We start from the raw sequence: 25,178 nt of genomic DNA, 5'->3' as shown, positions 1-25,178 counted from the left end.
AAGCTGCGGGAGTACCTGCGGCGGGTGACCGCAGAGCTCAACGCCACCCGCGACGAGCTCGCCCGCGCCGAGGCGGGCGCCCGCGAGCCGGTCGCGGTGGTCGCCATGAGCTGCCGGCTGCCCGGTGGTGTCACCTCCCCGAACGAGTTCTGGCGGCTGCTCGCCACCGGCACCGACGCGATCGGCCCGCTGCCCGCCGACCGCGGCTGGGACCTCGACGGCCTCTACGACCCCGACCCCGGCCACCCCGGCACCGCCTACGTGCGCGAGGGCGGGTTCATCGACGGCATCGCCGACTTCGACGCCGGGTTCTTCGGCATCTCCCCGCGGGAGGCCCTCGCCATGGACCCCCAGCAGCGGCTCGTGCTGGAGGAGACGTGGACCGCGCTGGAGCGCGCCAGGATCGACCCGACCACGTTGCGCGGCAGCGACACCGGCGTCTACCTCGGCACCAACGGCCTGGACTACGGCGCGCTCGTCGAGGGCGTCGAGGGGGCGGAGGGCCACACGCTGACCGGTGGCGCGGCGAGTGTCCTCGCGGGCCGGGTGTCCTACGTGCTCGGGCTGACCGGCCCCGCCACCACCGTGGACACCGCGTGCTCGTCGTCGCTCGTCGCGATGCACAACGCGGTCCGCGCGCTGCGCGGCGGCGAGTGCTCACTCGCCATCGCCGGTGGGGTCAACCTGATGGCCACCCCGACGCTGCTGGTCGAGTTCTCCAGGCAGCGGGGTCTCGCGCCGGACTGCCGCTCGAAGGCGTTCGCGGAGGCCGCGGACGGGCTCGCGGTCGCGGAGGGCGCCGGGATCGTCGTGCTGGCGAAGCTGTCCGCCGCACGTGCCGCCGGGTACCCGGTGCTCGCCGTGATCCGCGGCAGCGCCATCAACTCCGACGGCGCCTCCAACGGTCTCACCGCGCCGAGCAGGCAGGCGCAGCAGCAGGTGATCATGGCCGCGCTCGACGACGCCGGGCTCACCACCGCGGACGTGGACGCGGTCGAGGCGCACGGCACCGGCACCGCGCTGGGCGACCCGATCGAGGCCCGCGCGCTGCTCGCCACCTACGGTCAGGACCGCGAGACCCCGCTGCTGCTGGGGTCCGCGAAGTCGAACATCGGGCACACGCAGGCGGCCGCGGGGGTCACCGCCGTCGTGAAGGTGGTCCAGGCGTTGCGGCACCGGGAGCTGCCCCGCACCCTGCACGTCGACACCCCGACGTCCCATGTGGACTGGACGACGGGCAAGGTCCGGCTGCTCACCGAACCGCGGCCGCTGCCGGACGCGGACCGCCCGTACCGGGTCGGGGTGTCCGCGTTCGGGATGAGCGGCACCAACGCGCACATGATCGTCGAGGCGCCGCCGCCCGCCGACCCGGTGCCCACCACCAAGGACGCCGCGAGCCGATCCAACACAGTCGCGATCCCGTGGGTGCTCTCCGCCCGGACCCCGGTCGCGCTGCGGGAGCAGGCCGCGCGGCTGCGTGCGCACGTGACCGGCCTGCACCCCGCCGACGTGGGCCGTTCGCTCGTCACCACCCGCACGGCGTTCGAGCACCGCGCGGTCGTAGTCGGCGCTGACCTCGCCGAGCTGACCGGCCGGCTCGACGCGGTCGCGGCGGGCGAGGACGCGCCCGGTGTCGTCACCGGCACGGCCGGCCGCACCGGCGGGGTCGTGTTCGTGTTCCCCGGGCAGGGCGCCGAGTGGGTCGGCATGGCCAAGGACCTGATGGCGTCCTCGACCGTGTTCGCGGACTCCGTCGCCGAGTGCGCGGCCGCCCTCGCGCCGCACCTGGACTGGTCGGTGCTGCGGGTGCTCGCGTCCGACGACCCGGAGTCGCTGTCCCGCGTGGACGTCGTGCAGCCGTTGTTGTGGACGGTCATGGTGTCGCTCGCGGCGCTGTGGCGGTCCCACGGCGTCGAACCGGCCGCGGTCGTCGGCCACTCGCAGGGCGAGATCGCCGCCGCCGTCGTCGCCGGTGGGCTCTCGCTCGCCGACGCCGCCAGGATCGTCGCCACCCGCAGCCGCATGATCACCGAGGACCTGCCGACGGACGTGCGGATGGCGTCGATCCGGCTGCCGCTCGCCGACGTGGAGGCCCGCCTCGGCGCGGACGTGTCGGTCGCGGCGGTGAACGGGCCGTCCGCCGTGACCGTCGCCGGGCCGCTCGACGCGGTGCGGCGCCTGGTCGACGAGTGCGCCGCCGACGGCGCCCGCGCCAGGATGATCGCCGCCGACCGCGCCACCCACTGCGCCTCGGTCGAGGTCCTCGAGGCCCCGCTCGCCGCCGCCCTCGCCCCGGTGCGGCCGAGGACCGGGACCGTGCCGTTCTACTCGACCGTCACCGGCGCCGAGGTGGACACCGCGTCGCTCGACGCCGGGTACTGGTACCGCAACATGCGGCACAAGGTCGACTTCCGGGCGGCCGTGACCGCGCTCGCCGCGGCCGGGCACCGGTGTTTCGTGGAGGTCAGCCCGCACGCGGTACTCACCGGCTACGTCGGCGACATCCTCGACGAAGCCGGGGTCACCGGGGTCGTCACCGGCACGCTGCGCCGCGACGACGGCGACACGCGACGCTTCGTCACGTCCGCGGCACACCTCTGGGCACACGGCGTGCCGGTCGACTGGACCCCGCGGTTCCCCGCGGCGTCCACAGTGGACCTCCCGACGTACCCGTTCCAGCGCACCAGGTTCTGGCCCTCGACGCGGCGCCGCCCGGCCGAGGTGGGCACGCTCGGCCACCCACTGCTCACCGGCGCGGTCGAGCTGGCCGGTGACGGGGGTGTGGTGTTCACCGGACGCCTGTCCGCCGACAGCCCGGAGTGGCTCGCCGACCACCGCCTCCGCGACCGGAGCCTGTTCCCCGGCACCGGGTTCGTCGAGCTGGCGCTGCGCGCCGGGGACGAGGTCGGCTGCGGGACCCTCACCGACCTGACGTTCTCGACGCCGCTGTTCCTGCCCGGGCACGGCGGTGTTCGGCTCCAGGTCCGGGTCGAAGCTCCCGACGACGACGGCAGGCGCGCCGTCACCATCCATTCGCGCCCCGACGCGGAACCGGGCTGGACCGCGCACGCCACCGGCACGCTCGCACCCGGCACACCCAGCGCGGACACCGGGTTCGCGAAGACGTGGCCGCCCGCGGGAGCCACCGAGGTGGACCTGACCGGCTGCTACGACGCCTTCGCCGAGTCCGGCTACGGCTACGGCCCGTCCTTCCAGGGGCTCCAGCGCGTGTGGCGCCGCGACGGTGAGCTGTTCGCCGAGGCGGTGCTTGCCGACGCCGTGCCCGAGGACGACCACGGCGTCCACCCGGCCCTGCTCGACGCCGTCCTGCACGCGCTCCTGGTGTCCGGGCTCGACCTGCCGCCCGGCGCGCTCCCGTTCTCCTGGAACGAGGTGGGCCTGCACGCGTCCGGCGCCCGCACACTCCGCGCCCGGTTGTCCACAGTGGACGAAGGCGCGGTGTCGCTGGTCGCCGCCGACCCGGCGGGCGACCCCGTGCTGACCGCCGCGTCCGTGCTGCACCGCGCCGCTCCCGGCACACAGCTGTCCCGGCCGGTGGTCGACCCCGGCGGCCTCCACACCCTCGAATGGGTGCCCGTCCCCGCGCCGGAACCCGCGCCGGAAGGCGAGGTCACGGTCCTGTCCGGCACCGATCTCGGCGACCTGGACACCGTCCCGGACGTCGTCCTGGTCCCGGTCACCGGTGGCGAGGACGTCGTCGCGTCCACCCACGACCTCACCGCCCGCGTACTCGGCCTGCTGCGCGACTGGCTCGCCGACGACCGGTTCGCGGGCTCGCGGCTGGTGTTCGTGACCCGCGACGCGGTGGGCGCGGGTGACCTGCCCGCGTTCGCCGCGTGGGGCATGGTCCGCAGCGCCATCTCCGAGAACCCCGGCATGTTCGGGCTCCTCGACGCGCACGACGACGACCTCCCGGCCGCGGTGCCGCACCTGCTCACCGGGCACGAACCGCAGCTGTCCGTCCGCGACGGCGTGGTGTTCGCCGCCCGGGTCGCTGCCGACCCGGCCACGCTGACGGTGCCGGTGGCCGGGCACGACTGGCGCCTCGGCGTCGTCACTCCCGGCACGGTCGACGGGCTCGGCATCGTCCCGGCCGACCACGCCGACCCTGAGGACAGGCAGGTTCGGGTGGCCGTGTCCACCGCAGGCCTGAACTTCCTCGACGTGCTCGGCACGCTCGGCTACGACAAGGTCCGCGACGCGTCCGCCCGCTACCACGGCGCGGGCGGCGGGCTGGGAGTCGAGGTCGCCGGTGTCGTCACCGCCGTCGGACCCGACGTGTCGTCGGTCGCGGTGGGGGACCGGGTGATGGGACTGGTCACCGGCGGGTTCGCGCCCGTCGCCGTGACCGACGAACGCCACCTCATCGCCGTCCCGGACGGCTGGTCCGACGAGATCGCCGCGGGGGTGCCGTCGGCGTTCCTGTCCGCGATGTACGGACTCGTCGACGTCGCCAAGCTCGGCGAGGGCGAGCGGGTGCTGATCCACTCCGCCGCCGGCGGGGTCGGCATGGTGGCCGTGCGACTCGCCCGGTGGCTCGGCGCGGAGGTGTTCGCCACCGCGAGCGAGTCCAAATGGGAGACGCTCCGTGCGCTGGGGGTCGCCGACGACCACATCGCGTCCTCCCGCACCCTCGACTTCGAGCAGGCCTTCCGCGAGGTCACCGGCGGCCACGGCGTCGACGTCGTGCTGAACTCACTGACCGGCGACTTCGTCGACGCGTCACTGCGACTCCTCGCGCCCGGCGGCCGGTTCGCCGAACTCGGCAAGAACGACGTCCGCGACGACCTGGGCGACACCTACCGCGCGTTCGACCTGACCCAGGTGGCGCCGGACCGGGTGCGGGAGATGCTCACCGAGCTGACCGACCTGTTCGCCCGCGACGTCCTGCGACCGCTGCCGACCCGGTCCTGGCCGATCCGCCAGGCCACCGCGGCGTTCCGGCACATGAGCCAGGCGAAGCACACCGGCAAGATCGTGCTCACCGTCCCGAAGCCGTGGGACCGCGACCGGCCGGTGCTGCTCACCGGCGGCACCAGCGGCCTCGGCCGCGAACTGGCGCGGCACCTCGCGCGCCAGGGTTTCCGACACCTCGTGCTCGCGAGCAGGCGCGGCCCGGCCGCCGACGGCATGACTGAACTGGTCGCCGACCTCGTCGCACAGGACTGCCGCGCGGACGTCGTCGCCTGCGATATGACCGACGCGACCGCGGTGCGGGACCTCGTCGCGGGCCTCGACCTGACCGCGGTCGTGCACGCCGCGGGCGTCCTCGACGACGGCACCGTCGAGAACCTCACCGCCGCGCAGCTGACCGGCGTCCTGCGCCCCAAGGTTGACGCGGCCTGGCACCTCCACGAGGCGACGAAGGACCGCGACCTCGCCGGGTTCGTCGTCTACTCGTCGGTCGCGGGGGTGCTCGGCACGACCGGGCAGGCGAACTACGCGGCCGCCAACGCGTTCCTCGACGCGCTCTGCCGCCGCCGCAGGGCCGACGGGTTGCCCGCGGTCGCGCTGTCGTGGGGGCTGTGGGACCACGCGACCGGCATGACCGGCGGCATGTCCGACGTGGACCACGCCCGCATCCGGCGGCAGGGGCAGCGGCCCATCCCGCTCGACCGCGGCCTCGCGCTGTTCGACGCCGCCGTGGCGAGCGACGCCGCACAGTCGGTGATCATGCTCGTGGACCAGCCCGCGCTGCGCGCCCGCGAGGACCTGCCCTCGATCCTGCGGGGCCTCGTGCCCACGGGCGGGAGGCGGGTCGCGAGCCAGGCCACCGCCTCCGCGCGCTCCCTCACCGAGCGGCTGCCCGAGCTGCCGCCCGCCGAGCGCCGCGACGTGCTGCTGGACGTGGTGCGCCGCCAGGTCGCCGTCGTGCTGGGCTTCGGCGACCCGGACGCGATCGACGCGAGCAGGCCGTTCAAGGAGCTGGGCTTCGACTCGCTGACCGCGGTGGAGCTGCGCAACAAGCTCGGTGCCGCGCTCGGCACGAAGCTGTCCGCGACGCTGGTGTTCGACTACCCGACGGCGTCGGCGCTCGTCGACCACCTCCTCGGCACGCTCGTGTCCGCCGGGGACACCGGACCCGCGGCGCTGCCGGACGTGCTGGACCGGCTCGAGGCCGCGCTGTCCGGCCCCGTGTCCGCCGACGAGCGCCGCGACGCGCTGACGCGGCTGGCGGACCTGACCGCGCGGCTGCGCGGCGCCGAGGACGAGCGGAGCGGTCCGTCGGAGGACGACATCAACTCGGTCTCCGTCGGCGACCTGTTCCGGCTCATCGACGACAACTTTTCCGCTCAGGACCGAAGGATGGGTCGCAGCAGCCATGGGTGAGGATTCGGACCAGGTCGTCGACTACCTCCGTCGGGTCACCGTCGACCTGCGGCGGGCGCGGCAGCGGGTGGCGGAACTGGAGTCCCGGCAGCACGAGCCGATCGCGATCGTGGGCATGGCGTGCCGGTACCCCGGCGGGGTGACCTCCCCGGAGGACCTGTGGCGGCTGGTCGCCGACGGCCGCGACGCCGTGTCGCCGTTTCCCGCCGACCGCGGCTGGACGTACGAGGAACCCGGCGTCGGCGGCTTCCTCGACGGCGCCGCCGACTTCGACCCCGGCTTCTTCGACATGTCCCCGCGCGAGGCGATGTCCACCGACGCGCAGCACCGGCTGCTCCTCGAAGTGTCGTGGGAGGCCCTCGAACGCGCGGGCATCCCGCCGAACTCGTTGCGCGGCAGCAGGACCGCCGTGTTCACCGGCGTGGTCTACAGCGACTACGGCGACCTGCTCGACCCCGACGAGTTCCGCGGCTACCAGGGCATCGGCAGCAGGCCCGGCATCGCGTCCGGCCGCGTCGCCTACGCGCTCGGGCTCGAAGGTCCCGCGGTCTCGGTGGACACCGCGTGCTCGTCGTCGCTCGTGGCACTGCACCTCGCGGCCCGCGCGCTGCGCGACGGCGAGTGCTCGCTCGCCCTGGCGGGCGGAGTCACCGTCCTGTCGACGTCCGCGCAGTTCGCCGAGTTCGCGCGGCACGGCGGGCTCGCCGCCGATGGCCGCTGCAAGGCGTTCTCGGCCGACGCCGACGGGGTCGGCTGGGCGGAGGGCGTCGGCGTCGTCGTGCTGGAGAAGCTGTCCGACGCGGTCCGCGACGGCCACCGCGTGCTCGCGGTGCTGCGTGGCTCGGCCGTCAACTCCGACGGCGCGTCCAACGGCATGACCGCACCCAACGGTCCCGCGCAGCAGAAGGTGATCCAGGCGGCGCTGGCCGACGCGCAACTGTTCCCGTCCGATGTGGACGTCCTGGAGGCACACGGCACCGGCACGCGGTTGGGCGACCCGATCGAGGCGCAGGCGGTGCTGCGCGCCTACGGCCAGGACCGCGCGCACCCGCTGCTGCTGGGGTCGGTCAAGTCGAACCTCGGCCACACCCTCGGCGCCGCCGGGGTCGCCGGCGTCATCAAGATGGTGATGGCGCTGCGGCACGGCGTCGCGCCACGCACCCTGCACGTGGACACCCCGTCGTCCCATGTGGACTGGTCGGCGGGGGCGGTGGAGCTGCTGCGCGAGGACACGCCGTGGCCCGAGGTCGGCAGGCCGCGGCGTGCCGCGGTGTCGTCGTTCGGCATCAGCGGCACCAACGCGCACGTGGTCCTCGAACAGGCCCCGGAACCAGAACCCGCCCCGCCCGGCGAGATCACGCCCGGCGTCGTGCCCCTGGTGTTGTCCGCGCGCACCGAGACCGCGCTGCGCGACCAGGCCCGGCGCCTCGCCACCGACTCCGTCTCGTTGTCGGACCTTGGTTTCTCCCTCGCCGCCACGCGGGCCGCGCTGGAGCAGCGGGCCGTTGTGCTCGCCGACAACCCGGCGGACGTGACCCGTGCGCTCGCCGCCGTCGCCGCGGGTGAACCGGACGCCGCGGTCGTCCGCGGCACCGCCGTCGACGGCAAGACCGCGTTCGTGTTCTCCGGTCAGGGCGGCCAGCGCCTCGACATGGGGCGCGAGCTGTACGAGCGGTTCCCGGTGTTCGCGGTGGCGTTCGACGAGGTCGTGGCCGCGCTGGGCACGCCGGTCTGGTGCGACGACGTGGACCCGGCCGACACCGCGTGGGCGCAGCCCGCCCTGTTCGCCGTCGAGGTCGCGCTGTACCGGCTTGTCGAGTCGTGGGGCGTGCGCCCGGACGTGCTCGTCGGGCACTCGGTCGGTGAGATCGCGGCCGCCCACGTCGCCGGGGTGCTGTCGCTGGCCGACGCGTGCACGCTCGTCACCGCACGGGCCCGGCTGATGGGTGCGCTGCCCGCCGGTGGCGCGATGGTCGCTGTCCGCGCCAGCGAGGACGAGATCGCTCCGCACCTCACCGTCGGCGTGTCGATCGCCGCCGTCAACGGGCCGGACGCCGTGGTGCTGTCCGGCGAACGGGAAGCCGTCGAGGCGGTCGCCGCGCGCTTCGCCGAGACCACGTCCGTGCGGACCAGCCACGCGTTCCACTCGGCGCTGATGGACCCGGTGCTCGACGAGTTCGCCCGCGCCATCGCGGGACTCACCTTCACCACACCGCGGATCCCCGTGGTGTCCACGGTCGGCACCACCGAGCGGATCGACAGCGCCGCGTACTGGGTGCGGCAGGTCCGCGAGCCGGTGCGGTTCGCGGACGCCGTCCGCGCGCTCGGTGCCGTGCGGGTCCTCGAACTCGGTCCGGACGGCGCCCTGTGCGCGGCGGTTCGCGAGACCCTGCCGGACGTCAGCGCCACTCCAGTGCTGCGCCGTGGCCAGCCGGAGGAGGCCACCGCCGTCCGCGCGCTCGCCGCGCTGCACGCGACCGGCGCGGGCGTCGACTGGGCGGGGTTCTTCGCGGGCACCGGCGCGACGACTGTCGATCTGCCGACGTATCCGTTCGAGCACCAGCGGTTCTGGCCCGCCGCCACGGTCCGCCGTGCCGACGCGACCGGTCTCGGGTTGGACATCGCCGGGCACCCGCTGCTCGCGGCGCGCGCCACGATGGCCGACGCGAACGGTGTCCTGTTCACCGGTCTGCTGTCGACGGCCACGCACCCGTGGCTCGCCGATCACGTGGTGGACGGGCAGGTCGTCGTCGCGGGCACGGCGGTGCTGGAGCTGACGATCCGCGCCGCGGACGAGGTCGGCTGCGCCCGCGTCGCCGACCTGACGCTGCTGACCCCGCTCGTGCTGCGCGACGACGGTGTCCAGCTGCACGTGTGGGTCGGCGCCGCGCAGGACGACGGGACCCGCCCGGTCGCCGTGTACTCGCGGCCCGCCGACAGTCCGGGCCAGGACTGGACCCGCCACGCCACGGGGCAGCTGGCCACCGACGAGCGGTACGCCGAGACGGGCGTGGGGGAGTGGCCGCCACCGGGCGCGACCGCACTCGACGTGAGCGACTTCTACGACCGGAACGCCGAACCCGGCTTCGACTACGGCCCGGTGTTCCGGGGCCTGCGCGCCGCGTGGCGGCGCGACGGCGAGTTGTTCGCCGAGGTCGCGCTGCCAGACCAGGTTCGCGACGCCGACGCGTTCCGCCTGCACCCGGCGCTGCTGGACGCGGCGATGCACGCGCTGCCGTTCGTCGACCCCGCCCGCGCCGGGGAACGCAGGCTGCTGTTCGGGTGGGAGGACGTGTCACTGCACGCCGTCGGCGCGGCGGTGCTGCGAGTGCGGCTCACCCCGCACGACGGCGGTGTCGCGCTGGTCGCGGCCGATGCCGAGGGCGCGCCGGTGCTGTCGGCCGCGTCGGTGTCGCTGCGTGCGGCCACTCCGGCCGAAGCCGGACCCGCGGACGCGTTCTTCGCCGTCGAGTGGGTGCCGGTCCGCCCCGGCACGGACCAGGACCCGGCTGTCGAACTGGTCGAGGTCCCGCCCGCGGGCCCGGATCTCGTGGCGGCCGTGCACGAGTCGACGTGGTACGTGCTCGACCGGCTGCGGAACTGGCTCACCGACGGGCCCGCCGACACCCGGCTCGTGTTCGTCACCCGCACCGACGACCCGGTCACCGCCGCCGTCACCGGGTTGCTGCGGTCGGCCGCCGCCGAGCACCCCGGCCGCTTCGGTCTCGTCGCGGTGACCGACGACGACGAGATCCCCGTCGCTGTACGGCACCTGCGGGCCGACGAACCCGAGGTCGCCGTCGTCGACGGGGCCGTGTGCGTGCCCCGGCTGCGCCGCGCCACCCCCGGCACCGACGCCGAGCCGTGGGACCGCGACGGCACCGTCCTGATCACCGGTGGCACCGGCGGCATCGGCCGCGAACTGGCCCGCCACCTTGCCGTACAGGGGTTTCGGCACCTCGTGCTCGTGAACCGTAGCGGCGGCAACCCTTCCGACCTCCCCGGCACGGTCGTGGCCTGCGACCTCACCGACCCCGACGCCGTGCGCGCGCTGGTCGCCGGGCTGGACCGGCCGCTGACCGCGGTCGTCCACGCCGCCGGTGTGGTCGCGGACGGTGTGGTCGCGGACCTGACCCGCGACCGGCTCGACGCCGTTCTCGCCCCCAAGGTCGACGCGGTGTGGCACCTCCACGAGGCCACCCGCGACCTGCCGCTCGCCGACTTCGTGCTGTTCTCCTCCGCCGCGGGCGTCTACGGCGCGCCCGGCCAGGCGAACTACGCGGCCGCCAACGCGTTCCTCGACGCCTTCGCCCGCCACCGCCGCGCTGCCGGTCTGCCAGCCCGCTCGCTGGCCTGGGGCGCCTGGGACGCCGGCCTCGCCGCCGCCCTGTCCGAGGTGGACCGGGACCGCGTCGGCCGGATCGGGTTCCGCACCATGTCCACCGCCGAGGGCACGGCCCTGTTCGACACCGCCACCGGCACGGACGGCCCCGCCGCGCTGCTGGTGTCCCCGGTGGACCTCGCCGCGCTGCGCGCTCACCCCGCGGTGCCGCCGCTGCTGCGCGACCTCGCCGGGGTGCGCCGCCGTGCCGTGGCCGGCGACTCCCGCGCGGACGTGCTGGTGCGGCGCCTCCTGGCCACACCGCGGGAGGACCGTGCCGAGACCGTGCGGCGCCTGGTCCGCGACCGCGTCGCCGCGGTCCTCGGGCACGCCGACGGGGACGCCGTGTCCGCCGACCGCACGTTCCGCGAGCTGGGCTTCGACTCGCTGATGGCCGTCGAGCTGCGCAACGAGCTGTCCGCCGCCACCGGCCTGCGGCTGCCGACCGCGCTCGTCTTCGACTTCCCGACCACCGAGGCCGCCGCCGACCACCTCCTCGCCGAACTGCTCGGCGCGGGCGATGCGCTCGCCCCGGCGACCGAGCAGGTGCACATGACCGACGACCCGATCGTGGTAGTCGGCATGGCGTGCCGCTACCCGGGAGGCGTGCACGGGCCAGCCGACCTGTGGCGGCTGGTCGCCGACGGCACCGACGCCACCGGCACGTACCCGGCCGACCGCGGCTGGGACCTGTCCAGCCTCGACGAGAACGCCCGCGCGGGTGGTTTCCTGTACGACGCGGGCGACTTCGACGCCGGGTTCTTCGGCATGTCACCGCGGGAGGCGGTCGCGACCGACGCGCAGCAGCGGCTGCTGCTCGAGGTGTCCTGGGAGTCCCTGGAACAGGCGGGCATCGACCCCCGCACGCTGCGCGGCACCCGCACCGGCGTGTTCGCGGGCGTCATGTACAGCGACTACAAGTTCGGGCTGGGCCCGCAGTTCGACGGCCACAAGGGCACCGGCAGCGCGCACAGCGTGGTGTCCGGCCGGGTCTCCTACACCCTCGGCCTCGAAGGCCCGTCGGTGAGCGTCGACACCGCGTGCTCGTCGTCGCTGGTGTCGCTGCACCTCGCCGCGCAGTCGCTGCGGTCCGGCGAGTGCACGATGGCGCTCGCCGGCGGCGTCACCGTGATGGCGAACCCCAGCTCGTTCGTCGAGTTCGCCCGCCAGGGCGGCCTGTCCTCCGACGGGCGTTGCAAGTCCTACTCGGACGACGCCGACGGGGTCGGCTGGTCCGAGGGGGTCGGGATGCTCGTGCTGGAACGGCTCTCCGACGCGGAACGCGACGGGCACCGGGTGCTGGCAGTGCTGCGTGGGTCGGCGGTGAACTCCGACGGCGCGTCCAACGGGCTGACCGCGCCGAACGGGCCGTCGCAGCAACGGGTCATCCGGTCCGCGCTCGCGTCCGCCGGGTTGTCACCGTCCGATGTGGACGTCGTGGAGGGGCACGGCACGGGCACCACGCTCGGCGACTCCATCGAGGTGGATGCGCTGCTCGCGGCCTACGGCCAGGACCGGGCACACCCGCTCCTGCTGGGCTCGGTGAAGTCGAACCTCGGGCACACGCAGGCCGCGGCCGGGGTCGCGGGTGTCATCAAGATGATCATGGCGTTCCGGCACGGCTCGGTGCCGCGTTCCCTGTACGCGGACGCGCCGTCGGGCCGGGTCGAGTGGGACGCCGGTGCGGTGTCCCTCGTCGCCGAGGAGACCGCGTGGCCCGAGGTGGACCGGCCGCGACGGGCGGCGGTGTCGTCGTTCGGCATCAGCGGCACCAACGCGCACGTGGTCCTGGAGGCCCCGGCGCCCGCTGACGTCGAACCGGTCACCGAGACCACGGGCCTGGTGCCGTGGCTCGTGTCGGCACGCACGGAAGCCGCACTGGACGACCAGGTCGCCCGGCTGTCCGAAGTAGACGGAAGTCCGGTGGACGTTGGCTGGTCGCTCGTGTCGACGCGGACCCTGTTCGAGCACCGCGCGGTGTTGCTGGCTGGTGTCGGTGACCCGGTCGAGGTGGCGCGGGGGCAGGTCGGGGGTGGTCGGGTCGCGTTCGTGTTCTCTGGGCAGGGTGGGCAGACCGTGACGATGGGTCGGGAGTTGTATGCGCGGTTTCCGGTGTTCGCGTCGGTGTTCGATGCGGTGGTCGCGGAGTTGGGTGTTCCTGTTTGGGATGGCGTTGATTCGAGGGGTACGGGGTGGGCGCAGCCTGCGTTGTTCGCTGTTGAGGTGGCGTTGTTCCGGTTGTTGGAGTCGTGGGGTGTGCGGCCGGATTATGTGGTGGGTCATTCGGTGGGTGAGCTGGCTGCGGCGCATGTTTCTGGGGTGTTGTCTCTCGAAGATGCGTGCGCGGTGGTGTCGGTTCGTGCGCGTCTGATGGGTGCGTTGCCGGCTGGTGGTGCGATGGTGGCGGTCCGCGCCACCGAGGACGAGGTGACGCCGCTGCTGTCGGACGTGGTGTCGATCGCGGCGGTCAACGCGCCGAACGCCGTCGTCGTCGCGGGGGAGCGGGACGCGGTCCTCGCCGTCGCGGCGCACTTCAGCGAGACCACCGAACTGTGCACCAGTCACGCCTTCCACTCGCCGCTCATGGACCCGATGCTCGGTGAGTTCGCCCGCGCGATCGACGGCATCACCGTTGCCCCGCCCCGGATCCCGGTCCTCTCGACCGTGACCGGTGCGCCCGCCGACGACTTCGGCACCCCCGCCTACTGGGTCGCGCAGGTCCGCGCCACCGTCCGGTTCGCCGACGCGATCCGCGCCCTGGACGGCGTGACGACGTTCGTCGAGGTGGGCCCGAGCGGCTCACTCTGTGGCGCCATCGCGGAAACCGCCGCCGACGCGCTCACGGTGCCGGTGCTGCGCAAGACCGGCGCCGAGGACGAGGCCGTACTGCGTGCTCTCGCCACCGTCCACACCGCGGGCGTGCCCGTCGACTGGTCGTCGTTCTTCCCCGGCGCCCGTGTCGTCGAACTGCCCACCTACGCGTTCCAGCACGAGCGGTACTGGCCCGCGCCGCTCACGGACACCGGTGACGCGACCGGGCTCGGGCTCGTCGCCGTCGGGCACCCGCTGCTCGGCGCGGCCGCCGTGTCCGCCGACGGCGGCAGCGTCCTCGTCACCGGCAGGCTCTCCGTGCCGACGCACCCGTGGCTCGCCGAGCACGCCGTCAACGACACGATCCTGTTCCCCGGCACGGGTTTCCTCGAGCTGGTGCTCACCGCGGCGGAATCCGCCGGGTGCGACCACATCGAGGAGCTGACCCTTGAGACCCCGCTCGTGTTCGACCACCATGAGCAGCGCGCGATCCAGGTGGCGATCGCGGCGCCGGACACCGACGGCCGCCGCGCGGTCGGCGTGCACTCCCGGCCCGCGCACGCCGTCGACAGCCCGTGGACCCGGCACGCCACCGGCGTCGTCACCGCGGGCGCCGCCAGCCCCGGCACCGTCGACTGGCCCCCGGACGGCGCCGAACCGGTGCCCGTCGACGGCTGTTACGACCGGCTCGCCGACGCCGGTTTCGGCTACGGACCGGTGTTCCAGGGCCTGCGGGCCGCGTGGCGCCGCGGCGACGACGTGTTCGCCGAGGTGGAGCTGCCCGACCACGCCGACGGCTTCGGCCTGCATCCGGCGTTGCTCGACGCGGCCCTGCACGCGGCCATCGTCGCCGGGCCGGGCAGCGACGAGCAGCGGCTGCCGTTCGCGTGGGAAGGCGTGACACTACACGCCTCCGGGGTCACCGCACTGCGCGTCCGCCTGCGCGGCCACGGTGCCGACGGCACCGCGATCGAGGCCGTCGACCCCACCGGCGCGCCGGTCATCACCGTCGACCGGCTGCGCGACCGCGTCCTCACCGACCTCCCCACACCGTCCACACCGGATACCCTGTTCACGGTCGAGTGGCGGCCCGCCAGCACCCCCGGCCCCACCCCGGACGTCACCCTCGCCCATCTGACCGGGGACGACCCGCACACGCTGGCGTCGGAGGCACTCGGCCTCCTGCAGGACTGGCTCACCGACGACCACGGCGCCGACAGCCGCCTCGTGTTCGTCACGAGCGGCGCGGTCGCGGGCGTCACCAACGTCGCCGCCGCCACCGCGTGGGGCCTGGTCCGCTCCGCGCAGACCGAGCACCCGGACCGCTTCTGCCTCCTCGACGTCCAGTCCGACGACGACGTGGCCACCGCACTGCCGTTCCTGGCCGCCGAAGCCCAGCTCGCCGTCCGCGACGGCGTGCCGCTCCGCCCGCGCCTCACCCGTGCCGCCGCGACCGGCGACCACCCGGCCTGGGACCCGGACGGCACCGTCCTCATCACGGGTGGCACCGGCGACCTCGGCATCGAGCTGGCCCGCCACCTGGTGCGGAACGGGCACCGCGACCTGGTGCTCGTGAGCCGCCGCGGTGTCGCCGACCTGGACGACGAGCTGGTCGCCGCGCAGGTGACTGTCATGGCGTGCGACCTGGCCGACCGCACCGCCGTGCACGACCTCGTCGCGGGCATCGACCGGCTCACCGCCGTCGTCCACGTCGCCGGGGTGCTCGACGACGGCGTGCTCGCCGCGCTCACCCCCGACCGGCTCGCCACCACGTTCGCCCCCAAGGTCGACGCCGTCCGCAACCTCGCCGAGGCCACCAGCGGGCACGACCTGGCCGCGTTCGTCCTGTTCTCGTCCGCCGCCGGGGTGCTCGGCAGCGCTGGTCAGGGCAACTACGCCGCCGCCAACGCGTTCCTCGACGCGTTCGCCGAACAGCGCAGCGCCACCGGGCAGCCCGCGCTCTCGATCGCCTGGGGCGCCTGGGAAACCGGGCTCACCGGCAGCCTCACCGACGCCGACTGGGACCGCGTCGCCCGCACCGGCTTCCGGCCCCTGACCGTCGAGGCGGGCCTCGCCGCGTTCGACCGCGCCGTCCGGCACACCGACGGGGCGGTGCTCGCCGCCCCGCTCGACCCCGCCGCGCTCCGCGCCCTGCCCGAGATCCCGCCGCTGCTGCGCGACCTCGCCGGGGTGCGCCGCCGCACCGCCGCCCGCGCACCGCAGGCCACCGGGCTCGCCGCACTGCCCGTGGCCGACCGCGCCGACGCCGTGCGCGAGCTCGTGCGGGCCCGCGTCGTCGCGGTCCTCGGGCACGCCGACGACACCGCGGTCCGTCCCGGCATGCGGTTCCGCGACCTCGGTTTCGACTCGCTGACCGCCGTCGAACTGCGCAACGAGCTGGCCGCCGCGACCGGCCTGCGGCTCCCGGCGACGCTGGTGTTCGACTACCCGACGATCGACGTCCTCACCGACCACATCGTCACCGAGCTGACCGGCGCCACCGACTTCGCACCCACGACGACCGCCGCGGTGGCCGACGACCCGATCGCGATCGTCGGCATGGGCTGCCGGTTCCCCGGCGGAGTCCGGTCCCCGGAGGACCTGTGGCGCCTGGTCGTCGACGGCGTCGACGCCACGGGCCCGTTCCCCGCCGACCGCGGGTGGGACCTCGGTGCACTGTTCGACCCCGACCCGGACCGGCCGGGCACGTCCGCCGTCCGCACCGGCGGCTTCCTGCACGAGGCCCCGAACTTCGACGCCGCGTTCTTCGAGATGTCCCCGCGCGAGGCGATCGCCGCCGACGCGCAGCAACGCCAGCTGCTCGAGGTCACCTGGGAGGCGCTGGAACGCGCCGGGATCGACCCGAGGACGCTGAAGGGCAGCAGCACCGGGGTGTTCGCGGGCGTCATGTACAGCGACTACGGCACGCTGCTCGGCCCCGAGTTCGAAGGGCACCTCGCCACCGGCACCTCGCCGAGCGTCGTGTCCGGCCGCGTCGCCTACCACCTCGGGCTGGAAGGTCCCGCGGTCACCGTCGACACGGCGTGCTCGTCGTCGCTGGTCGCGCTGCACTGGGCCGCACAGGCACTGCGGTCCGGCGAGTGCACGCTCGCGCTGGCGGGCGGCGTGACCGTGCTGTCCACCCCGACAGCGTTCGCGTCGTTCTCCCGGCAGGGCGGCCTCGCCCCCGACGGCCGCTGCAAGGCGTACGCGGACGGCGCGGACGGCACCGCGTGGGCCGAGGGCGTCGGTGTCGTCGTGCTGGAACGCCTGTCCGACGCGGAACGCCACGGCCACCACGTCCTCGCCGTCCTGCGCGGTTCCGCCGTCAACTCCGACGGTGCCTCCAACGGACTGACCGCGCCGAACGGCCCGTCGCAGCAACGCGTCATCCGGTCCGCGCTCGCCGCCGCCGGGCTTTCCACAGCGGACGTCGACCTCCTGGAGGGGCACGGCACCGGCACCGCGCTCGGCGACCCGACCGAGGTCCACGCGCTGCTCGCCACCTACGGCCAGGACCGCGAGCACCCACTGCTGCTCGGCTCGGTGAAGTCCAACCTCGGGCACACCCAGGCCGCCGCCGGTGTCGCGGGCGTGATCAAGTCGGTGCAGGCGCTCCGGCACGGTGTCGTGCCCGGCACGCTCCACGTCGGCGCCCCGTCCAGCCACGTCGAGTGGGACACCGGCGCGGTGTCGCTCGCGACGGAGGCGACCGCGTGGCCGTCGGTGGACCGGCCGCGGCGGGCGGCGGTGTCGTCGTTCGGCATCAGCGGCACCAACGCGCACGTGATCCTCGAACAGGCGCCCGACGCCGGTGCTCCTGAACCGGCTGCCGGGGGCACCGTGCCGTGGGTGTTCTCCGCCCGCACCGCACGTGCCGTGCGGGCGCAGGCGGCGAACGTCGTCGCCGCCGTCCGTGACTGTCCGCGGTGGACGGACGGCGACGTCGCCGCCACGTTGCTCGGCCGGACCGCGTTCGAGCACCGCGCTGTGGTCGTCGGCGCGCACCGGGACGACCTGCTCGCCGCCGCCATGACCGTCGGCGACGCCGGGCCGGGCGTCGTCGAGGGCGTCGCCGACCTCGACGGCAGGACCGTGTTCGTGTTCCCCGGCCAGGGCTCGCAGTGGCCCGGCATGGGCGCCCGCCTCCTCGACGACTCGCCGGTGTTCGCCGCCCGGATCGCCGAGTGCGCCGCCGCGCTCGCGCCGTGGGTCGACTGGTCGCTGACCGACGTGCTGCGCCAGGTCCCCGGCGCGCCGACGCTGGACCGGGTCGACGTCGTCCAGCCGGCCACGTTCGCCGTGATGGTGTCCCTGGCAGCGCTGTGGCAGGCCCACGGCGTCACCCCGGACGCGGTCGTCGGGCACTCGCAGGGCGAGATCGCCGCCGCCTGCGTGTCCGGTGCGCTGTCCCTCGAGGACGCGGCACGCGTGGTCGCGGTCCGCAGCCAGGCCATCGCGGCCCGGCTCGCCGGGGGCGGCGGCATGATGTCGGTGTCGATGCCCGTCGCCGACGTGACCGCCCGGATCGCGGAGTACGAAGGCCGGGTGTCGGTGGCGGCGGTCAACGCGCCCGCCGTGGTCGTGGTGTCCGGCACCCCGGAGGCGCTCGACGACCTCGCCGCCGCGCTGGCGGCCGACCGCGTCCGGTACCGGCGCGTCGCCGTGGACTACGCGTCGCACTCCGAGCAGGTCGAACTCCTGCGTGACGAACTACCGGAACGGCTCGCCGGGATCACGCCGCGCCCGGTGACCGTCCCGTTCCACTCGACCGTCACGGGCGACTGGCTCGACGGCACCGAGGTGGACGCCGAGTACTGGTACACGAACCTGCGGCAGACCGTCGGGTTCGAGCGGTCCGTGCAAGCGCTGCTCGAGGCGCGGCACACCCTGTTCGTCGAGGTGAGCCCGCACGCCGTGCTGACCGTCGGCGTCCAGCAGACCATCGACGACACCGGGGCCCGCGCCGCCACCACCGGCACGCTGCGCCGTGACCACGACGGCCCCGAGCGCTGGCTGACCTCCCTCGCGGAGGCGTGGGTGCGCGGTGCCGAGGTCGACTGGGGCACCCACCGCACCGCGGGCAGGCTCGTCGACCTGCCGACCTACCCGTTCCAGCGCGAGCGCTACTGGCCGGAACCACTCGCCGCACCTGCCCACCGCGCCGAGGACCCCCTGGACGCGTGGCGGTACCGGGTGGTGTGGCGGCCGGTGCGCACCGCGTCCGCACCGGTCCTGTCCGGCACCTGGCTCGCCGTGTCCACATCGGACGGTGAGGACGTCACCGCGGCACTCGCCACGCACGGCGCCGACGTCCGGCACGTCGTCCTCGACGCGACCTGTGCCGACCGCGCCGTGCTCGCCGACCGGCTCGGCGACCTCGACGACGTGGCCGGGATCGTGTCCCTCCTCGCCACCGACGAGGACCCGCACCCCGACCACCCCGCACTGACCACCGGCCTCGCGCTCACCGTGGCGCTCGTCCAGGCGCTCGACGGCACCACCGCACCGCTGTGGTGCCTCACCCGCGGTGCCGTCTCCACCGGTGACGGCGACCGCCTCGACCACCCGCTGCAGGCGCAGGTCCACGGCCTCGGCTACGCGGCCGCGCTCGAACACCCGTACCGCTGGGGCGGGCTGGTCGACCTGCCCGCGACCCTCGACGACCGCGCCGCCCGCCGCCTCGCCGGGCTCCTCGCCGACGCGGACGGCGAGGACCAGCTGGCGATCCGCGCCACCGGCGTGTTCGCCCGCCGCGTCGTTCGCGCCACCGGCGGCACCCACCGTCGCGACTGGACACCGCGCGGCACCACGCTCATCACGGGCGGCACCGGCGTGCTGGGTGCGTTCGTCGCCCGCGACCTCGCCCGCCGAGGCGCCGAACACCTCGTGCTGGTCAGCCGCAGCGGCATGACCGCCCCCGGCGCCGACGACCTCGTCGCCGAACTGACCGAGCTGGGGGCCCGCGTCACGGTCGAAGCGTGTGACATCGCCGACCGCGCCGCCCTGTCGGGTCTGCTCGACCGGCTCGCCGCCGACGGCCACGAGCTGCGGAACGTCCTGCACGTCGCGGTGTTCGTGCGCCTGGCGATGCTCGCCGACACGACCGCCGCCGAGTTCGCCGACGTCGTGGCCGCCAAGGTCGACGGCGCCCGTCACCTCGACGCGCTGCTCGACACCGACACGCTCGACTCGTTCGTCCTGTTCTCCTCCACCACCGGCGTGTGGGGGAGCGGTGAGCACGCCGCCTACTGCGCGGGCAACGCCTACCTCGAAGCACTCGCCCGCGACCGCCGCGACCGCGGCCTGCGTGCCACCTCCGTGTCGTGGGGCACCTGGCGCGACGGCCTGGACCGGCTGCCGGTCGAGCGGATCGAACGCAGCGGCCTCGTGCTGATGGACCCCGAACCCGCGCTCGCCGCGCTGCACCGCGTCCTCGACGACGACGAGACGCTGCTGACCGTCGCGCACATCGACTGGGACCGCTACCACCCGGTGTTCACGTCCGTCCGGCCCACGCGCCTGTTCGACGAGGTGCCCGAGGTCAAGGCACTCCGCCGTGTCGAGGTGTCCACCGACGGCGAGTTCACCGCCCGCCTGCGGACCGCGCAGGACCCCGGCCGCACCCTCCGCGAACTGGTCCGCACGCAGGCCGCCGCCGTGCTGGGCCACGACACCGCCGGCGCGATCACCGACTCCCGCGCGTTCCGCGAGTTCGGGTTCGACTCGCTCACCGCCGTCGACCTGCGCAACCGGCTCGCCAGGATCACCGGGCTCGCCCTGCCCGCCACCATGGTGTTCGACCACCCGACCGTCACCGCGCTCGCGGACTTCCTCCAGGCCACCGCCTTCGGCGCCACACCAGGAGCCACCGCGGCGACCGGCGCGGTCGCGGCCGACGAACCGGTCGCGATCGTCGCGATGAGCTGCCGCTACCCGGGCGGTGTCCGCGACCCCGAGGACCTGTGGCGGCTGCTCACCGAGGGCGGCGACGCGATCTCCGCGCTGCCAACGGACCGCGGCTGGGACGTCCCCGGGCTCTACCACCCGGACCCCGACCACCCCGGTACGTCCTACGTGGACTCCGGTGGGTTCCTGGCCGGTGCGGCCGACTTCGACGCCGCGTTCTTCGGCATCCCGCCGCGTGAGGCGCTCGCGATGGACCCGCAGCAGCGGGTGCTGCTCGAGACGACGTGGGAGGTGTTCGAACGCGCCGGGCTCGACCCGGCCACGCTGCGCGGCAGCCGCACCGGCGCGTTCATCGGCGCCAGTTACCAGGACTACGGCGCACGCCCGGCGTCCGGCGACGAGGGCTATCTCGTCACCAGCACGATCGCGAGCGTCCTGTCCGGGCGGCTCGCGTACCTGTTCGGCCTGGAGGGCCCGACCGTCACGCTCGACACGGCGTGCTCGTCGTCGCTGGTGGCGCTGCACATGGCGTGCCAGTCGGTGCGCAGCGGGGAGTCCGACCTCGCGCTCGCCGGTGGCGTGACCGTGATGCCGGGCCCGGACGCGTTCGTGGCGTTCAGCCGCCAGCGCGCGCTCGCCGCCGACGGCCGTTGCAAGGCGTTCTCGGACAGCGCGGACGGCATGGGCCTCGCCGAGGGCGCGGGTGTGGTGCTCGTCGAACGCCTGTCGGACGCGCGCCGCAACGGGCACCCCGTGCTGGTGGTCGTGCGCGGGTCCGCGGTGAACTCCGACGGCGCGTCCAACGGCCTCACCGCCCCGAACGGGCCGTCGCAGCAGCGGGTCATCCGTCAGGCGCTCGCCAACGCGCGCCTCACGCCGTCCGATGTGGACGCGGTGGAGGCGCACGGCACCGGTACCGCGCTCGGCGACCCGATCGAGGCGCAGGCCGTCCTCGCCACCTACGGGCAGGACCGGGAGCGGCCGGTGCTGCTGGGGTCGGTGAAGTCCAACATCGGCCACACCCAGGCCGCCGCCGGCGCCGCGGGTGTGATCAAGATGGTGCTGGCGCTCCAGCACGGCGTGCTGCCCAGGACACTGCACGCGGAAACCCCGTCGTCCCACGTCGACTGGTCCGCGGGTGCTGTCGACCTGTGCACCGAGGCGGCGGACTGGCCGTCGGTGGACCGGCCGCGCCGCGGGGCGGTGTCGTCGTTCGGCATCAGCGGCACCAACGCGCACGTCATTCTGGAACAGGCCGACGAGACCCCCGCGGACCGCGAGGAGCCGACCGTGGTCCCGGCGATCGTGCCGTGGGCCGTGTCCGCCAGGACCGAAGCGGCGCTGGACGCACAGCTCGCGCGGCTCACCGGACTCGGCGCGGACCCGCTCGACGTCGGGTTCAGCCTCGCCACCGGTCGCACGACCATGGACCACCGCGCGGTGGTGACACCGGACGGGCGGGTGCTCGCCCGTGGCAGTGGTCGTGGCGGGGACCTGGCGGTGGTGTTCGGCGGTCAGGGCACGCAACGCGCCGGGATGGGCCGCGAACTGGCCGCCCGCTTCCCGGTCTTCGCGGCCGTGTGGTCGGAGATCACGGCGCTGCTGGGTGTTCCGGACACCGACGACCAGGACGTGCTCGACCGGACCGGGGTCGCGCAGCCCGCGCTGTTCGCGTTCGAGGTCGCGCTGTTCCGGATGGCCGAGTCGTTCGGGCTGCGCCCGGACGTGCTGGTCGGCCACTCGATCGGCGAGATCGCCGCCGCGCACGTCGCCGGGACGCTGTCGCTCACCGACGCGTGCCGCCTCGTCTCCGCACGGGCCCGGCTCATGCAGGCCCTCCCGGCGGGCGGTGCGATGGTGGCGCTGCCGGGCGCGGAGGCGGACGTGGCGCCGCTGCTGGGCGAGGACGTGTCGATCGCCGCGGTCAACGGGCCCCGGTCCGTGGTCATCGCGGGTGCCGAGGACGCGGTCGCCGCGATCGCCGGGAAGTTCGACCGCGCGAAGCGGCTGCGCACGAGCCACGCGTTCCACTCACCGCTGATGGCGCCGATCCTCGACGAGTTCCGCGCCGAACTGGCCGATCTCGCCTGGCACGCGCCGACCATCCCGGTGATCCCCACCGCCACCAGCGACGCCGACTGGGGTTCACCTGGCTACTGGGTGGACCACGTGACGAGCACGGTCCGGTTCGCGGACGCGGTTACCGCCACCACCGGGACCACGTTCCTGGAGCTGGCGCCAGACGCCGTCCTCACCGGACTGATCGCCGACCTCGCCCCGGACGCGGTCGCGGTGCCGTTGCTGCGCCGCGAAGTCGGCGACGAGGAGGCCGTGGTGACCGCACTCGCCCGCCTGCACTGCGCCGGTGTGCCGGTCACGTGGGCGGAGCTGTTCACCGGTACCGGCGCGTCCACTGTGGACCTGCCAACGTACCCGTTCCAGCGCACGAGGTTCTGGCTCGCCCCGGCGCGCGCCGGGCACACCGGAGGCGTGCACCCGGTGCTGGGGAACGGAATCGAGCTGGCCGGATCCGGGGACGTGGTGTTCACGGGCCGCCTGCCCGACGGCGAGTTCCCGTCCGCCAGGCTCCTGGAACTGGTGCTGCACGCGGGCGCCGAGGTGGGCCACCCGGCGATCGCGGACCTGACCGTCGAGCACCCCGGCGCCCTGACGGGCCACCAGGTGCAGGTCGTCGTCAGCGGCCACGAGGTCACGGTGCACGCCCGCCGCCACGGCGACTGGTTCCGCGTCGCCACCGGCACCCTCGGCGCCGCCACCGAAACGGTCGACCGGCGCGACGAGGAGTTCACCGAGGTCGTCCTCCCCGCGTCCGATCGTGCCGACGCCTCCCGCTACGTCCTGCACCCGGCCCTGCTCCAGGCCGCCACCGGCACCGCGGCGGCCTGGTCCGGGGTCACCGTCCACACGACCGGCGCGACCGGTCTGCGCGTGCGGGTCACCGACAACCCGGACGGCACCCTGTCGGTCTCCGCCACCGACCTGTCCGACGCCCCCGTCGTCGACATCGCGTCCGTGGTCCCCGGCGAGCAGCGGGAAACCCACGAGGACGCCCTGTTCGGCCTCCACTGGACACCCGCGCCGACCGCCGCGCCGACCGCCGACGTGCGGATCCTGCGCGCCCCCGGCTCCATCCACCAGGTGTTGGCACACCTGCGGACCTGGCTCGACGACACCCCGCACGACACCCTCGCCGTGGTCACCCGCGACGCCGTCGCCGCCACCGACGACGACCGCGTCGACGGGATCGCCGACGCCGCCGTGTGGGGTCTGGTGCGGTCCGCGCAAGCCGAGTACCCCGGCCGGTTCGTCCTGGTCGACACCGACACCGACACCCCCGACGACACGATCTCCGCCGCCGTGGGCACCGGCGAACCCCAGCTCGCGATCCGCGGCGGCACCGTGCTCGTGCCCCGCCTCACCCGTCCCGAACCCGCCGAACCGGCCTGGCGGTGGCCGACCACCGGCACCGTGCTGATCACCGGCGGCACGGGCGCCCTCGGCGGCGTGGTCGCGAGGCACCTGGTCGAACGGCACGGCGTCCGGGACCTCCTGCTCCTGAGCAGGCGCGGCCCGGACGCCCCCGGCGCGGCAGCCCTGACCGAGGACCTGACCGCACTGGGCGCGACGGTCACGACCGTCGCCTGCGACGCGGCCGACCGCGACGCCCTCGCCGAAGTCCTCGCCGAGCACCCGGTCCGCGGCATCCTGCACCTGGCCGGGGTCCTCGACGACGCGCTCCTCACCGGCCTCACCGCCGACCAGGTCGACAACGTGCTGCGCGCCAAGGCGGACAGCGCCGCCCACCTCGACGGGCTGACCTCGGACCTCGACCTCGACGCGTTCGTCCTGTTCTCCGGGTTCGCCGGCATCGTCGGCGCCCCGGGACAGGCCAACTACGCCGCCGCGAGCACCTACCTCGACGCACTCGCCGCCCGCAGGCGGGCCCGAGGGCAGCGGGCGACGTCGATCGCGTGGGGCCTGTGGACCCCGGGCATGGGCGACCTGCCCGACACCGAGCGGACCCGGCTCCGCCGCGCGGGCATCGTGCCCATCGAACCGAAACAGGGCCTCGACCTCCTGGACGCGGCCGCCGAGGTGGCGGGTCCACTCGTGGTCGCCGCACCACTGGACCTGCGTGCCATCGCCCGCAACACCGTCCCCGCCGTCCTCCGCGACCTGGTCCGTCCCATCGCCCCCGCCGCGCTGAACGGCCACATCGGGGGACTGGCGGACCGGCTCGCCGGGCGCGACGCCGACGGACAGCACGCCGTGCTGCTGGACCTGGTGACCGGCGCGGCGGCGACCGTGCTCGGCCACGACTCGCCCGCCGCGATCGACCGGCACCGCGGGTTCCTCGACCTCGGCATGACCTCCCTCAACGGGGTCGAGCTCCGCAACCTGCTCACCGAGGGCACCGGGCTGACGCTGCCCACCACGCTGATCTTCGACCACGCCACCCCCGACGACCTGGCCGCACACCTGCGCACGCTGGCAGGCACCGCCACCGAGGACCCTGCCCTCACCGGGCTGGCCCGGCTGGAGGCACTCGTGTCGGCGGGTGACCTGAGCACGGATACCAGAACAAAACTGGTCAAACGTCTGTCCGCGGTCCTGTGGACTCTCGAAGGCGGCGCGGAGGCCCCGGAGGACGACGACGGGCTGTTCGCGCTGATCGACGAGGAACTTGGCCTCGACTGAGCACAGC

The 25,178-nt window shown here is 74.6% G+C and carries 1 protein-coding gene and 1 pseudogene; both read left to right on the top strand.

Annotated features, from left to right (window positions below; all coding sequences use genetic code 11):
* Positions 1-24: 24 nt before the first annotated feature.
* A pseudogene (locus FHR82_RS38300) lies at positions 25-6,351 on the top strand (type I polyketide synthase); the annotation flags it as partial.
* Positions 6,344-25,171 carry a type I polyketide synthase gene (locus tag FHR82_RS38295; protein WP_184815548.1) on the top strand — a complete coding sequence of 6,276 codons (18,828 nt, stop codon included), beginning with the start codon at positions 6,344-6,346 and terminating at the stop codon, positions 25,169-25,171. The pseudogene FHR82_RS38300 and the gene FHR82_RS38295, both read left to right, overlap by 8 nt.
* The last annotated feature ends 7 nt before the right edge of the window (positions 25,172-25,178 follow it).

This window comes from Actinophytocola algeriensis, from assembly GCF_014203735.1.
Taxonomy (GTDB): Bacteria; Actinomycetota; Actinomycetes; order Mycobacteriales; family Pseudonocardiaceae; genus Actinophytocola; species Actinophytocola algeriensis.
Note: the sequence above shows the minus strand (reverse complement) of the source record. Positions and strands in the feature narration are given on the sequence as shown.

Excerpts from the sequence above, each read along its gene's own strand:
- FHR82_RS38295 (WP_184815548.1), top strand. The coding sequence starts at position 6,344 with ATGGGTGAGGATTCGGACCAGGTCGTCGACTACCTCCGTCGGGTCACC.